General features: G+C 68.9%; 12 protein-coding genes. 8 read left to right on the top strand and 4 right to left on the bottom strand.

The window, feature by feature from the left end; all coding sequences use genetic code 11:
• The first annotated feature begins 89 nt into the window (after positions 1-89).
• Both ACO07Z_RS10295 and moaB read left to right on the top strand, forming a co-directional pair.
• Positions 90-986 carry a neutral zinc metallopeptidase gene (locus ACO07Z_RS10295; RefSeq protein ID WP_421698637.1) on the top strand — a complete coding sequence of 299 codons (897 nt, stop codon included), beginning with the start codon at positions 90-92 and terminating at the stop codon, positions 984-986.
• 8 nt (positions 987-994) lie between these two features.
• Positions 995-1,558, top strand: coding sequence for a molybdenum cofactor biosynthesis protein B (moaB, locus tag ACO07Z_RS10290; protein WP_421698636.1), 564 nt, complete (start codon positions 995-997; stop codon positions 1,556-1,558).
• 4 nt (positions 1,559-1,562) lie between these two features.
• Here the strand turns inward: moaB and ACO07Z_RS10285 are convergent, their stop codons facing one another.
• Positions 1,563-2,150 carry a glycosyl transferase gene (locus tag ACO07Z_RS10285; protein ID WP_421698635.1) on the bottom strand — a complete coding sequence of 196 codons (588 nt, stop codon included), beginning with the start codon at positions 2,148-2,150 and terminating at the stop codon, positions 1,563-1,565.
• A 335-nt stretch (positions 2,151-2,485) separates the two neighbouring features.
• Between ACO07Z_RS10285 and ACO07Z_RS10280 the strand changes: the two genes are divergently transcribed.
• Both ACO07Z_RS10280 and ACO07Z_RS10275 read left to right on the top strand, forming a co-directional pair.
• Positions 2,486-3,601, top strand: coding sequence for a PA0069 family radical SAM protein (locus tag ACO07Z_RS10280; RefSeq protein ID WP_421700789.1), 1,116 nt, complete (start codon positions 2,486-2,488; stop codon positions 3,599-3,601).
• Positions 3,602-3,693: 92 nt separating this feature from the next.
• Positions 3,694-4,125: a VOC family protein gene (locus tag ACO07Z_RS10275; RefSeq protein WP_421700788.1), complete on the top strand. Its 432-nt coding sequence runs from the start codon at positions 3,694-3,696 to the stop codon at positions 4,123-4,125.
• Positions 4,126-4,202: 77 nt separating this feature from the next.
• On the opposite strand, the gene ACO07Z_RS10270 is transcribed toward ACO07Z_RS10275, so the two are convergent.
• On the bottom strand, positions 4,203-4,859 hold the full coding sequence (locus ACO07Z_RS10270; RefSeq protein WP_421698634.1) for a DsbA family protein: 657 nt from the start codon (positions 4,857-4,859) through the stop codon (positions 4,203-4,205).
• Between the two features lie 131 nt (positions 4,860-4,990).
• Positions 4,991-5,503: a DUF721 domain-containing protein gene (locus tag ACO07Z_RS10265; RefSeq protein WP_421698633.1), complete on the bottom strand. Its 513-nt coding sequence runs from the start codon at positions 5,501-5,503 to the stop codon at positions 4,991-4,993.
• Between the two features lie 66 nt (positions 5,504-5,569).
• Here ACO07Z_RS10265 and mutY point away from each other — a divergent pair, with 66 nt between their 5' ends.
• Complete coding sequence (mutY, locus tag ACO07Z_RS10260; RefSeq protein ID WP_421698632.1) at positions 5,570-6,673, top strand: A/G-specific adenine glycosylase; 1,104 nt, start codon at positions 5,570-5,572, stop codon at positions 6,671-6,673.
• Positions 6,674-6,759: 86 nt separating this feature from the next.
• Complete coding sequence (locus ACO07Z_RS10255; protein WP_421698631.1) at positions 6,760-6,948, top strand: CsbD family protein; 189 nt, start codon at positions 6,760-6,762, stop codon at positions 6,946-6,948.
• A 78-nt stretch (positions 6,949-7,026) separates the two neighbouring features.
• Here the strand turns inward: ACO07Z_RS10255 and ACO07Z_RS10250 are convergent, their stop codons facing one another.
• Positions 7,027-8,202 (bottom strand): site-specific DNA-methyltransferase, encoded by a 1,176-nt coding sequence (locus ACO07Z_RS10250; RefSeq protein ID WP_421698630.1) that lies wholly within the window; start codon positions 8,200-8,202, stop codon positions 7,027-7,029.
• A 97-nt stretch (positions 8,203-8,299) separates the two neighbouring features.
• Between ACO07Z_RS10250 and ACO07Z_RS10245 the strand changes: the two genes are divergently transcribed.
• Both ACO07Z_RS10245 and smc read left to right on the top strand, forming a co-directional pair.
• Positions 8,300-9,370 carry an FUSC family protein gene (locus tag ACO07Z_RS10245; protein WP_421698629.1) on the top strand — a complete coding sequence of 357 codons (1,071 nt, stop codon included), beginning with the start codon at positions 8,300-8,302 and terminating at the stop codon, positions 9,368-9,370.
• A 117-nt stretch (positions 9,371-9,487) separates the two neighbouring features.
• Positions 9,488-12,940: a chromosome segregation protein SMC gene (smc, locus tag ACO07Z_RS10240; RefSeq protein ID WP_421698628.1), complete on the top strand. Its 3,453-nt coding sequence runs from the start codon at positions 9,488-9,490 to the stop codon at positions 12,938-12,940.
• The last annotated feature ends 59 nt before the right edge of the window (positions 12,941-12,999 follow it).

Genomic DNA, 12,999 nt, shown 5'->3' with positions numbered 1-12,999 from the left:
CCGGCGGAACCGGATGCCTCCCGGCGCATTGCTGCCACGGCACAGGTGTTTCACACTCGTGCTGTGGCGCTGCCGTGCGGGAGGTGAGGATGCGTTGGGAGGATTTCCGCCGGAGCGGCAATGTCGAGGACCGGCGCGGTGGAGGTTTTGGTGGTGGTGGCGGCATGGGCCGGGGAGGCCTTGGCATTGGCGGGCTGATCATTGTCGGCCTCATCGCCTGGGCCACCGGCATCAACCCGGCCGTGCTGATCGGCGGCGCTGAAATCCTGCTCGGCGACGGCAGCCCGTCCAGCCAGACCTCCCCGCAGCGCCAGAGCGCGCCCCCGCGCAATCTGAGCGCCGAGGACCAGAAGCTCGGCGATTTCGCCGCCGTCGTGCTCGCACAGACCGAGGATGTGTGGAAACCGATCTTCAAGGGCGAGGGGGCGACCTATCGCGAGCCCGGCATGGTGCTTTTCACCGGCGCCACCCGTTCGGCCTGCGGCGCCGCAGATGCCGCCGTAGGCCCGTTTTATTGCCCGCGCGACCAGAAGGTCTATCTCGACACCTCCTTCTTCAAGGATCTGAAGCGGCGCTTCAACGCGCCGGGCGATTTCGCCGCCGCCTATGTCATCGCCCATGAGGTCGGTCATCACGTTGAGAACCAGATCGGTCTCTTGGAAAAAGTGCAGGCCCGCCAGCGCCAGGCCTCGCGGTCGGAGGCCAATGCCCTGTCCGTCCGGGTCGAACTGATGGCCGATTGTCTCGCTGGCGTGTGGGCGCACCATGCCGATGCGCAGTGGCGCATTCTGGAAGACGGCGATATCGAAGAAGCGATGAACGCCGCCGCCGCCATTGGCGACGATCGGCTGCAGAAGCAGGCGCAGGGCTATGTCGTGCCCGACAGCTTCACCCATGGCACCTCCGCCCAGCGGGTGAAATGGTTCCGGCAGGGCCTCGCCCAAGGCTCGCTGGCGCAGTGCAACACCTTCAAGGGCTCGATCTGAGAGAGACGATGACCGACCAGACGCCGTTCGTGCCGCTTGCCATCGCGGTGCTCACCATTTCCGACACCCGCACGCTGGCCGAGGACCGCTCTGGCAACACCCTGGCCGAGCGGGTGGAGACGGCCGGCCACCGCCTCGCCGACCGCGCCATCGTGCCGGACGATGTGGAGACGATCCGGGCGAAGGTGGCGGGCTGGATCTCCGATCCCGCCGTCGATGTCGTCATCACCACCGGCGGCACCGGCTTCACCGGCCGCGACGTGACGCCTGAAGCGGTAGAACCGCTGTTCGAGAAGCGCATGGAAGGCTTCTCGACCGTGTTCCACATGGTCTCCTTCGGCAAGATCGGTACTTCGACCCTGCAGAGCCGCGCCACCGCCGGTGTCGCCAATTCCACCTATGTCTTCTGCCTGCCGGGCTCCCCCGGTGCCTGCCGCGATGGCTGGGACGAGATTCTGGTCCACCAGCTCGACATCCGACACAAGCCCTGCAATTTCGTCGAGATTCTTCCGCGTCTCGATGAACATTTGAAGCGCGGCAAGCTGCGCGCGCCGGCCGGTCCGACGGGCTGAGCTTTCAGCCTTCTTCCGGCAGCAGGATCTGTGAGCGCAGCAGCACCAGCCGCTTGCGGCCCACGCGGGAGAGCAGACGGCGATTGGCATTGGGTCCCGGCGTGTGCCCGCCCAGCGTCTCGTAGAGGCGGCGGTGCAGCAACAGGCCCTGTTCCGGGCGCGGACGCCCGGTGAGCGCATGGCGCAGCATGGCCGCCGCCTCTCTCACCCGTGGCGAGACACCGAACCCATCCAGCGCCAGCCGGAAGGTCGCCGCCCGCCGCTCGGCGGCGCCGGTGCGCTCGATCTGATCAGTGAAGCTGCGCACCTCGCGCGCCCAGCCTTCCTGCAGCAGGCCGCTCGGTTCGAGAAACAGCAGCCAGGAGGCCCGTGCCGCCGCCGCGCCCTGTCGCAGCCTTGCGCCGGTGTCGGCCGGGCCGGAGAGATATTCGCAGCCGGCGGCGTCGGCGATTTCCGCCACGTCGGGCGCATTGCCAGAATCGACCAGCAGCACCTCCCGCACCAGCCCCGCGGCAGCACCCGGCACCAGCGAGGAAAGGGTGGGAATCAGCCGTTTGGCGCCCGCACTTGTGGGAATGACGACCGAGATCACGCCGTGGCCACCCTTGAAGGATCCGGGTCTGGAGAACGGCCGGGGAGGCGTCCCGAGCCTGAGGGAAAAGCTTTTCCTGCCTAACCCACGGTTCGACGCCCGTACAGTCCGGCTGTCGCAATTCGGTCAATGTTCTTGATATGTTCTCAAGGCTGACGTAAAGAACAGTCTCCGCGAGAGGCCCCGACATGCAACGCTCCGTCCCCGATCGCCCTTCTGCCCTAACTGCACCGCCTGCCACTCCGCGCCATCTGGGGCGCTTGGCGCAGCAGCGTCGCGATGCTCGCGCCCAGGAGCAGGCGGAGGCGGCGCGCGACCTCACCGGCCTGTCCGACATGGACGCCGTGGCGCCCCCGCCAATGCCGGACTGGCTGGTGGAGGGTGAGCGGCGGCGTGGGCGGGGGGCGCTCTCCAATCCGGCCGGGCGCTTTGAGCCGCACAGCCGTGAGCGCTTCGACGATGGCTGGCAGGAATTGGACGACCTGCCGGCCTTCCGCACCAGCGTGACGGTGGAGAAGCCGCGCACCATCATCAACCGCAACGATTCGCCAGATGTCGGTTTCGATCGCTCGATCAACCCTTATCGCGGTTGCGAACATGGCTGTGTCTATTGCTTCGCCCGGCCGACCCATGCCTATCAGGGCCTGTCGGCTGGGCTCGACTTCGAGACCAAGCTGTTCGCCAAGCCCGATGCGCCGGAGCTTCTGGCCAAGGAACTGTCGAAGCCCGGCTATGAGCCGCGCACCATCGCGCTCGGCATCAACACCGACGGCTACCAGCCGATCGAGCGCGAGTGGTGGTTGACCCGCCGTATTCTCGAAGTGCTGCGCGATTTCGGCCATCCCGTCGGCATCGTCACCAAGTCGGCGCTGGTGGTGCGCGACCTCGATATTCTGGGGCCGATGGCGGAGAAGGGGCTGGCGAAGGTTGCGCTGTCCATCACCACGCTCGACCCCAAGCTGGCGCGGCTGATGGAGCCGCGCGCGGCGACGCCGTCACGGCGTCTGGACACGCTGCGCCGGCTTTCCGACGCCGGCGTGCCGACCGCCGTGCTGGTAGCGCCGGTGATCCCCGCCGTCACGGATGCCGAGATGGAGCGTATTCTCGACGCGGCGGCGGCAGCCGGTGCGTCGGAAGCCGGCTATGTCATGCTGCGTGTGCCGCTGGAAATCCGCGACCTGTTCCGCGAATGGCTGCTCACCCATTTCCCCGGCCGCTACCGTCATGTGCTGTCGCTGCTGAAGGAACTGCATGGCGGGCGGGAATATGATTCCACCTTCGGCCAGCGCATGACCGGCACCGGCCCCTATGCCTGGACGCTGGCCCGCCGCTTCGAGATCGCGGTGGAGAGGCTGGGTCTGAACCGTCGCTCGACGCGCCTCTCGACCCGTCATTTCACCCGCCCGCCGCAGAAGGGCGAGCAATTGTCACTGTTCGGAGAAGGTGCATGAGCGGGAACATGGGGATGAGGCCGGACGTGAGGGGCGCGCCTGCGGCGGACGACGGCGCGCCGGTATCCGAGCCGAAAGGCACGGCGCGCGTCATGCCGCCGCTGCAGCTCTCGCTGGTGACGCTGGGCGTCGCGGATCTGAAGCGAGCGGTCACGTTCTATGAGGCGCTGGGCCTTGTGCGACGGGTGAAGGAGGCCACCGGCGCGGCCTTTTTCGACGCCGGCGGCGTAGTGCTGTCGCTTTATCCCCGCGTGGAACTCGCCGCTGATGCTGGGGTGATCGCCGGGCGCCCGGGGGCGTTCGGCGGCATCGCCCTCGCCTGCAACCGGGCGAGCCGTTCGGAGGTGGACACGACGCTGATCCGCGCCGTGGCGGCGGGCGGGCGGCCGCTGCGTCCGGCGCAGCCGACGTTCTGGGGTGGCTATTCCGGCTATGTCGCCGATCCCGACGGCCACCCCTGGGAGATCGCCCACAATCCCGGCTTTCCCTTCGATGCGGCCGGCCGCATCGTTCTGCCGGACTGAGCCGGCAGCGCGCGCGTCAGATCCGCATCGACGGGGGCCAAGCGGGGAGAGGCCGGGCAGGCTACCTCCCGTGAGGCTCAGTTGCCGCCGAGCAGCGGGGCGAGTTCCTTGTCGAGCTGCTCCGGGCTCATCGCACCCGACACCTTCTTGCCGTTGATGAAGAAGGTGGGGGTCGAATCGATGCCGAGCTCGGCGCCGCGCTTGGCGACTTCGTCGATCTGGCCAGCCAGCTTGGTGTCGTTGAGGCAGGTGTTGAACTGTTCTTCCGTCATGCCGCTCTGCTTGGCGATGGCGAGCAGGGCCTGCGCCGGATTGTTCGAGAACGCCCAGTTCTTCTGGGTCTCGAACAGCGTGTCGGTCATCGGGTAATATTTGCCCTCGCCGCCGCAGCGCGCCAGCATGAACGCGGCCTTAGCGACGATGTCGAGCGGGAATTCGCGCAGGATGAAGCGCACCTTGCCGGTGTCGATATATTTCTCCTTGAGCACCGGATAGGTCGTCTCGTGGAAATGCGCGCAATGACCACAGGTCATCGAGGCATACTCCACGATGGTCACCGGCGCGTCGGCCTTGCCCAGCACCTGGTCGGGCAGCGCCCCGGGCGCCATCAGCTTGGCCGTGTCGACCGTCTGCGCCTCGGCGCGCCCGATCAGGCTGCTGGCGAGCGTACCGAAGGCGGCAAGGGAGAGGGCGAGGGTGCCAACACCTTCGAGGAAGCGACGGCGGTCGATCATTGTCGGTCTCCAGAAGCGGCCGGACATGTCTACCGGCCGGAATGCCTAAGCCTAGGTCCGCGCCTTGCGCCCCTCACAAGCGCGTACAGCCCGGGCGGCGTCATGGCAACGGGGGGCTACCAACGCACGCCTCACCGCTGCGTGAAGCCTCGTCCCTTGCCCCGTTTCTCCCGGGTCACCAGCGCGCCAAGTCGGGCGAGGGCGGTGGCAAGCGCGTCGTCCTCGAAGGAGCCGGCGGTTGCGGCGATTCGCTGCCGGGCGGCACCGCATTCGGCGGCGTCCGGCTCATGGAAGCGGAAGCGTGGGCGCGGACGCGGCACCGGGCCCTGCTTCAGCGCCAGCCGGCCGATGCAGCGCCAGCCGAAATAACGGTTGACCCGGTCGATAACGATCGGCGCGTCGTGCTGCAATTCGATGGCGAAGCCGCCCTCCACGCGCACATGCAGCACGCCGGGCTCGCCGCTGTCCGGCCGTGATGGCCAGGCGAGCTTGATCGGCACCGCCCGTGCCGCCAGCGCGTCCCCGACAATATCGGCCCAGCGGGTGACGATCTCCACCGAGGCGAGGCCGCGCCGGCGGCAGCATTCGGCTATGGCGCCGTCGATGAGGTCGGCAAGCGGGCGGGTGTGGGAACGCGGGGCCATCTCAACTCACGTCTTGCCCGGCGCGGCCGAAGCGGCCACGGTGCGGGCGTTGTGCCTGAGGATCGCATGCAAGCCGCCGCCAATCCAGCCGCTCCCACCGCCGCGTCCGCCGCTGCCCCTGCCGCTCCCGATCCGGGCGCGCTGCTCGCCTGGTATGACCGGCATCGCCGGCGCCTTCCCTGGCGCGCGGCGCCGGGAAGGCGGCAGGACCCTTACCGGGTGTTTCTGTCCGAGATCATGCTGCAGCAGACGACGGTCGTGACGGTCGCGCCCTACTACGAGAACTTCCTGCGCCGCTGGCCCACGGTCGCCGCGCTGGCGGCGGCGCCGCTGGAGGAGGTGCTCTCGGCTTGGGCGGGTCTTGGTTACTATGCCCGCGCCCGCAATCTGCATGCCTGCGCCAAAGCCGTGGTGGAGCGCCATGGCGGGGAGTTCCCGTCGGAGGAGGCGGCGCTTCTGGAGTTGCCGGGCATCGGCCCCTACACGGCGGCGGCGATTGCCGCCATCGCCTTCGAACGTCGCGCCGCGCCGGTCGACGGCAATTGGGAGCGGGTGGTGTCCCGGCTCTTCGCGGTGGAAGAGTCGCTGCCCAAGGCGCGTGCCCGGCTGCGCGCGCTGGCGCTTACCCTTCCACCGAAAGTGCGCCACGGCGATTTCGCCCAGGCGATGATGGATCTCGGCGCCACAATCTGCACGCCGCGCAAGCCGGCCTGCGCGCTTTGCCCATGGCAGGGACCCTGTGCGGCCCGCGCCGGTGGCGTGCCGGAGCGTTACCCCCTGAAGGCGACGAAAGCGGCGCGGCCGACCCGCCAGGGGGTGGCCTTCCTCGCCGTGCGGGCGGATGGCGCGGTGCTGGTGCGCTCGCGGCCGCCAAAGGGTCTGCTCGGCGGAATGAGCGAGGTGCCGTCGACGCCCTGGGAGCCGGGCGGCGTCACCCATCTCGTCGCGCATGCTCCGGTCAAGGCGTCCTGGACGGTGCTCAACGCCACCGTCACCCATGTGTTCAGCCATTTCGCGCTGGAACTGCAGCTCTGGCGGGCGGAGCTGCCGGCCGGCCAGCCTGCGCCAGCGGGCCATCGCTGGGTCGCGCCGCAGGGTTTCGATGCCGAGGCGTTTCCGTCGGTCATGCGCAAGGTTCTGGCCCATGCGTCACCCAACCTCGCGCGCTAGATTACGTCGGTGTGAATGAACCTTTGCGCTCCGGGATCGTTGTTCCTGCAAGCCGCACGAGCGGATCAAAACAGGAGATGACGACCATGGGTAGCACGATGGACAAGGCCAAGGGCATGGGCAACGAAGCTATCGGCAACGTCAAGCAGGGCGTTGGCAAGGTGACCGGTTCCGAGCGTCTTCAGGCCGAAGGCAAGGTGCAGGAGCTCAAGGGCGAGGCCCAGCAGGCCAAGGGCGAGATCAAGGAATCGGTGAAGAAGGCCGGCAACCTCTGAGCCGCCACCGCTGCCGATGATAAGGCCGCCCGAATGGGCGGCCTTTTTACGTGCACACACGATCGGAGGTTGGCCGGTTTACTCCGCCGCCATCGCCATTTCCGAACGGACGACCGCGCGCAGCGAATCGATGGGGCGCAGCCCTTCGCGGGTGGCAATGTGCCAGTAGGTCCAGCCATTGCAGGCCTCAATCCCCTGCGCGATCGCACCCGCACGGTGGATGGAGCCGATCTGCCCCAGACCCGGTGCTGTCTCCAACGAAAGTGTACCGTCGGCGCGTACCAGTGCGCGCACCTTTGCCTTCGCATCGGTGAGCAACGTGCCCGGCATGAGCAGGCCCCGTTCCACCAGCGCGTTGAAAGCGATACGCGGCGCCTCGCGCGCCGTTGGTGCCGGCACCAGAGCGAGATCGGGGAGCGGCTCCACCGCATCGATGCGCGCCTGCGCGGCGTCGGCATAGGTGGCATCGCGCTCGATGCCGACGAAATGCCGCCCCAGCCGCTTGGCTACCGCCGCCGTCGTGCCCGAGCCCAAGAAGGGATCGAGCACCACATCGCCGGGCTTGGATGCCGAGAGAATAACGCGGGCGAGCAGCGCCTCCGGCTTCTGCGTCGGATGAACCTTGTGGCCGGTCTCATCCTTCAGCCGCTCATGGCCCGAGCAGATCGGGAACAGCCAGTCGGAGCGCATCTGCACATCCTCATTGGCCGCCTTCAGCGCCTCGTAATTGAAGGTGTAGCCCTTGGCGCCCGGCTCGCGCGCCGCCCAGATCAGCGTCTCATGCGCGTTGGTGAAGCGCCGGCCACGGAAATTCGGCATCGGGTTTGTCTTGCGCCAGACGATGTCGTTGAGAATCCAGAAATCGAGGTCCTGCAGCAGCGACCCGACGCGGAAGATGTTGTGATAGGAGCCGATCACCCACAGTGTGCCGGTGGGCTTGAGCACCCGGCGTACCGCGAGCAGCCAGGCGCGGGTGAACGCGTCATAGGCCTCGAAACTGTCGAACTTGTCCCAGGCATCATCAACCGCGTCGACCCGGCTGTCGTCGGGCCGCTTCAGCTCGCCCTGAAGCTGGAGATTATACGGCGGGTCGGCGAAGACGAGATCGACCGATGCGGCGGGAAGCCGTGACAAAGCGGCGACGCAATCGCCGCGGATGATGCTGTCGAGGGGCAACTGGGAGGGCAGGCCAGCGGAACGGGCAATGCCGGATCGGGGAGCCCTTTGGGCTTCCCCGTTGCGAACGACCTTCATGAACGCTCTACCCTACTCGTACAGGACGCAACGGAACTCGTGTATCCACAATCTCCGCCGGACAGGGTAAAGACCGGGTAAAGCGATGCCGCCAAAAGTGCATTCATCGAAGCCGGGCGCCGGAGCATCCACGGCGGCGGCCTCGCATCCCATCGGCGCGACCCCGCTGCGCTGGCATGGCGACGGCCTGCCTGGCCGTTCGCTGCGCTTCACCGCCACGGTCATGGCGCCGATGGCGGCGGGGCTGGCGCTGCACCAGAATTACTGGGTCGGCTACGCGCTTCTCACCTGCATTCTCGGCTTCACGCTGGATACGGGCGGCTCGGCCCGCCACCGCGCCGTGCTGTTCGCCGTGGCCGGGGCCGTGATACTCGCCGGCGCCACGCTCGGTAGCGGCGTCGCGGGCCATGTCTGGTTGACGGCGACCGCGTTGGTGGTCACCGCTGCGCTTTATGCGCTGGTGGAGGCGGTGCATCCGAGCGCGGCTTTCGCGGCGCGCTTCTTCTGCCTTGCCACGGCGATTGCGGCGCTCGACGTGCCGTTCCAGCCCGGCGATGTCGGCGTGGTGGCCGTGTTCTCGCTCTATGCGTGGCTGGTCTCGGTGGGATGGGACATGTTGACCGGCCTGTGGCGGCCCTCCACCGCGCCGACGCTGGCCGCGATTCTCGCCCATATCAGGGACACGCAGCAGGAGCGGCTGCTTTTCGCCGGCATCGTCGCGCTGGCCGTGGCGCTCGCCTTCATGACGGGGCGGCTGCTCGGCCTGCCGCACCCGCACTGGGCGGTCTTTGCGGTGGTGATCGTACTGCGCGACGATACCCAGTTCAGCCGCCGCATGATGATTGATCTGGCGGTGGGCACGGTGCTCGGCGCGGGAGCCGCTGTTGCCTATGGCGCGCTGGTCACCTCGCCCGCCGGGTTGATGGCTGGCCTCACCCTTGCCGCCCTGGTGCGCTGGCCGGGGCAGCGCGTGCATGGCGCTCTCGGCATGGCGGCGATGGCGGCGTTCATCATCCTGCTGCTGCAGCTAGTGGGCACGTTGATGCATGTGCCGATGCACGCGGCGGGGGATCGCGTGGCCGATATAACCCTCGGCTGCGCCTTTGCGCTGGCGGCGTTGATGGTCAATGCGCGCCTGCGTCGCTGGTTCGGCTGGGAGGAGGCCTGACCGCAGCCGGCGCCGCGCCCGTTCCGAGGCTCGAAATGGCGCGCAAACCGCAACATGTCGTGGATCGGGTGCGTGCCGCCACTTGAACTTGTAGCTGTCGGGCGGCACCCTACACCCATGAAATTCACGCGCCTGCGTCTTACCGGCTTCAAGACCTTTGTCGAGCCGACGGAAATGCTGATCGAGCCCGGCCTTACCGGCATTGTGGGCCCGAATGGCTGCGGCAAGTCGAATCTTGTCGAGGCCATGCGCTGGGTGATGGGCGAGAGCTCCTATAAGGCGATGCGCGCGGAGGGGATGGACGACGTCATCTTCGGCGGTTCCACCACCCGTCCGGCGCGCAACACGGCCGAGGTGGTGCTGGTGGTCGATAATGGCGACCGCTCGGCCCCGGCCGTGTTCAACGACGCGGACATGCTGGAAATTTCCCGCCGCATCGAACGCGAGGCGGGTTCCTCCTACCGGATCAACGGCCGCGAGGCGCGCGCCCGCGACGTGCAGATCCTGTTCGCCGACGCCTCGTCCGGCTCGCGCTCGCCTTCCATGGTGCGGCAGGGACAGATCGGCGAAATCGTCGGCGCCAAGCCCACCGCCCGGCGCCGCCTGCTGGAAGAAGCCGCCGGTGTCGCCGGCCTGCATGCGCGCCGGCACGAGGCGGAAATGCGCCTGCGGGCGGCGGAAACCAACCTGACGCGGCTCGAGGATGTCATTGGTCAGATTTCCGGCCAGCTCGACGCCCTGCGCCGCCAGTCGCGTCAGGCCTCGCGCTACCGGGTGCTCTCCGCCGATATACGCAAGGCCGAAGCCGCGCTGCTGTGGCTGCGCTGGCTGGAGGCGGAGGCGGGGCTCGGTGAAGCGAGCCGGGCGCTTGATCTCGCCGTGCGCGAGGTTGCCGCGCGGACCTTGCAGCAGGGCGAGGCCGCCCGCGCCGCCGCCGTCGCCGCGCACGGCATTCCCGCTCTGCGCGAGGCCGATGCGGCCGCGGCCGCCGCGCTTCAGCGGCTGACACTCGCTCGTGGCGAACTGGACCGCGAGGAAGCGCGCGCGGGGGCCCGCCGCGAGGAGCTTGACCGCCGGCTCGCCCAACTCGGCGGCGACATGGAGCGCGAGCGGGCTCTAGAACAGGACGCGGGCGAGATGCTGGAGCGCCTCACCCAGGAGGCGGAGGAACTCGCCGCCGCTCAGGAGCAGGCGGCGCAGCTGGAGGACGAGGCGCTGGCCCGCAACGGCGAGGCTGTGGGGCGCCTCGCCGAGTCCGAGCGCGCCTTTGCCGATGCCACCGCTGCCAATGCCGAAGCGACCGCGCGACGCGGGGCGATGGAACGGGCGCTGCGCGAGGCGGGTGAGCGCCTGTCGCGGCTCGACCGCGATGTGGAGGTGCTGGCGGGCCAGAAGAGCCAATTGGAATCGAATGTGGATGCCGCTCGTCTCGATGAGCGTCGCGAGCGTGCCGAAGTGGCGCAGGAATCCTTCGCTGCCGCCGAGACGGCGGCGCAGGAGGCCGAGAACGCTCATGCATTGGCCCGCGCCGCGCTCGACCAGGCCCGCCGTCCGCTGACCGAGGCGGAACGGGCGGCCCAACGGCTCGACACGGAAGCGCGCACCCTCGCCAAGCTGCTCGATGTCGGCACGCCGCGCCGCTGGTCGCCGGTGCTCGACTTCATCGAGGTGGCGCGTGGCTACGAGGCTGCGCTCGGCGCCGCACTCGGCGACGATCTCGATGCGCCTTCCGACAGCGAAGCGCCGGTGCACTGGACGCTGGTCGCCCCTCTCGGCGACGCACCGCTGCCCGAGGGCACTGAGCCACTTGCCGCCCATGTGGTCGCGCCCAAGGTTTTGGCCCGCCGGCTCAGCCAGATCGGCGTCGTCGATCGCATCGACGGCCCGGGCCTCGCCGCCCAGCTTAAGGCCGGCCAACGCCTCGTCTCCCGCGAGGGCGATCTGTGGCGCTGGGATGGCTTTGTCGCCGCCGCCGACGCGCCCACCGCCGCGGCCCGGCGGCTGGCGGAGCGCAATCGCCTCGCCGACATCGAAGCGCAGCTCGAAGGTGCCCGGCTTGAAGTGACACGGCATCGCCGCGGGCTGGAAGCGGCGGAGGCCGCGCTGCGCGCCGCGGGTGCTCGCGAGAACGCCGCCCGCGAAGCCCGCCGCGCCAGCCTGCGGGCGATGGAGGTGGCACGGGACGAGCTTGCCCGTGCCGAACGCGCCGCCGCCGAGCAATCCGCCCGCCTCGCCGCGCTCGGCGCCAATCTGGCGCGTCTGCAGGAAGAGCGCGAAATCGCCGCGATCGCGCTCGAAGAGGCGCGCGCCGACATGGCCGACCAGCCGCCACCGGCGGAGGGGGAAGCGCAACTGGCGGAAATCCGCGCCCGCGTCGCACAGGATCGTGCCGTTCTGGCGGAGACCCGTGTGCGCGCGGATGCGCTGGTGCGCGAGCGTGACCAGCGTCTGCGGCGCCTCGCGCTCATCGCCCAGGAGCGCGCCTCCTGGGAGGCGCGGGCCGGCGGCACGGGCGCGCGCGTCGCCGCGCTCGAGGCACGCCTCGCAGAAGCGGCCCATGAGCGCGAAGAACTGGACGATGCGCCCGTGCGCTTCGCCGCGCGCCGGCGCGCTCTCCTCGACGAGATCGCTCGCGCGGAGGCGGCGCGCCGCGAGGCGGCCGACCGGCTGGCGAGCGCCGAATCGCTGCAGGTGGAGGGCGACAAGCTCGCCCGCGCCACGCTCGACGCGCTTGCCGCTGCGCGTGAGGAAAGCGCCCGCGCCGAGGCCCGGGTAGAAGCCGCGCGCCAGCGTCGCGAGGTGCTTGCGCGCGAGATGGCGGAGGCGCTCGACGGCCCGCCGGAGACCGCCCGCGAGATCGCCGGCTTTACGCCGGACAGCCCGATGCCGGTGCTGGCGGAGCTGGAAGCCGAACTCGGCCGGCTGAAGGCGGACCGCGAGCGGCTCGGTGCGGTGAATCTGCGCGCCGAAGAGGAGCTTGCCGAGATCGAGACCCAGCAGAAGGGCCTCACTGGCGAGCGTGACGATCTCACCGAAGCGATCAAGCGGCTGCGCCAGGGCATTTACAGTCTCAACCGCGAGGCGCGCGAGCGGCTGCAGGCCAGTTTCAATGTCGTCGACGGCCATTTCCGCCAGCTCTTCACCACGCTTTTCGGCGGCGGCGAGGCGCAATTGGTGCTGACCGATTCGGACGATCCGCTGGAGGCGGGGCTCGACATCATCGCCAAACCGCCGGGCAAGAAGCCGCAATCGCTCTCGCTGCTGTCCGGCGGCGAACAGGCGCTGACCGCGATGGCGCTGATCTTCGCGGTGTTCCTTACCAATCCCGCGCCGATCTGCGTGCTCGACGAAGTGGATGCGCCGCTCGACGATTCCAACGTGGAGCGCTTCTGCAATTTGCTCGACGAGATGCGCCGTCTCACCGAGACGCGCTTCGTCACCATCACCCACAACCCTATCACCATGAGCCGGATGAACCGGCTGTTCGGCGTCACCATGGCCGAGCGCGGGGTCTCCAAGCTCGTCTCCGTCGACCTTGCGACCGCAGAGCGCTTCCTCGAGGCGAGCTGATCACGTCGCATCCGGCGCTGCGGTACGGGTAATTTCGGATGCGCAGCTGGCATGCCAAA

This window comes from Ancylobacter sp. (assembly GCF_965229075.1).
Taxonomy (GTDB): Bacteria; Pseudomonadota; Alphaproteobacteria; order Rhizobiales; family Xanthobacteraceae; genus Ancylobacter.
This window is presented reverse-complemented; position numbering and strand designations above follow the sequence as displayed.

What these genes read in the sequence shown, in the direction of transcription:
- ACO07Z_RS10295 (WP_421698637.1), top strand. Translation starts at nt 90, where the DNA reads ATGCGTTGGGAGGATTTCCGCCGGAGCGGCAATGTCGAGGACCGGCGC.
- mutY (WP_421698632.1), top strand. Translation starts at nt 5,570, where the DNA reads ATGCAAGCCGCCGCCAATCCAGCCGCTCCCACCGCCGCGTCCGCCGCT.
- ACO07Z_RS10275 (WP_421700788.1), top strand. Translation starts at nt 3,694, where the DNA reads ATGCCGCCGCTGCAGCTCTCGCTGGTGACGCTGGGCGTCGCGGATCTG.
- moaB (WP_421698636.1), top strand. Translation starts at nt 995, where the DNA reads ATGACCGACCAGACGCCGTTCGTGCCGCTTGCCATCGCGGTGCTCACC.
- smc (WP_421698628.1), top strand. Translation starts at nt 9,488, where the DNA reads ATGAAATTCACGCGCCTGCGTCTTACCGGCTTCAAGACCTTTGTCGAG.
- ACO07Z_RS10255 (WP_421698631.1), top strand. Translation starts at nt 6,760, where the DNA reads ATGGGTAGCACGATGGACAAGGCCAAGGGCATGGGCAACGAAGCTATC.
- ACO07Z_RS10265 (WP_421698633.1), bottom strand. Translation starts at nt 5,503, where the DNA reads ATGGCCCCGCGTTCCCACACCCGCCCGCTTGCCGACCTCATCGACGGC.
- ACO07Z_RS10270 (WP_421698634.1), bottom strand. Translation starts at nt 4,859, where the DNA reads ATGATCGACCGCCGTCGCTTCCTCGAAGGTGTTGGCACCCTCGCCCTC.
- ACO07Z_RS10250 (WP_421698630.1), bottom strand. Translation starts at nt 8,202, where the DNA reads ATGAAGGTCGTTCGCAACGGGGAAGCCCAAAGGGCTCCCCGATCCGGC.
- ACO07Z_RS10280 (WP_421700789.1), top strand. Translation starts at nt 2,486, where the DNA reads ATGGACGCCGTGGCGCCCCCGCCAATGCCGGACTGGCTGGTGGAGGGT.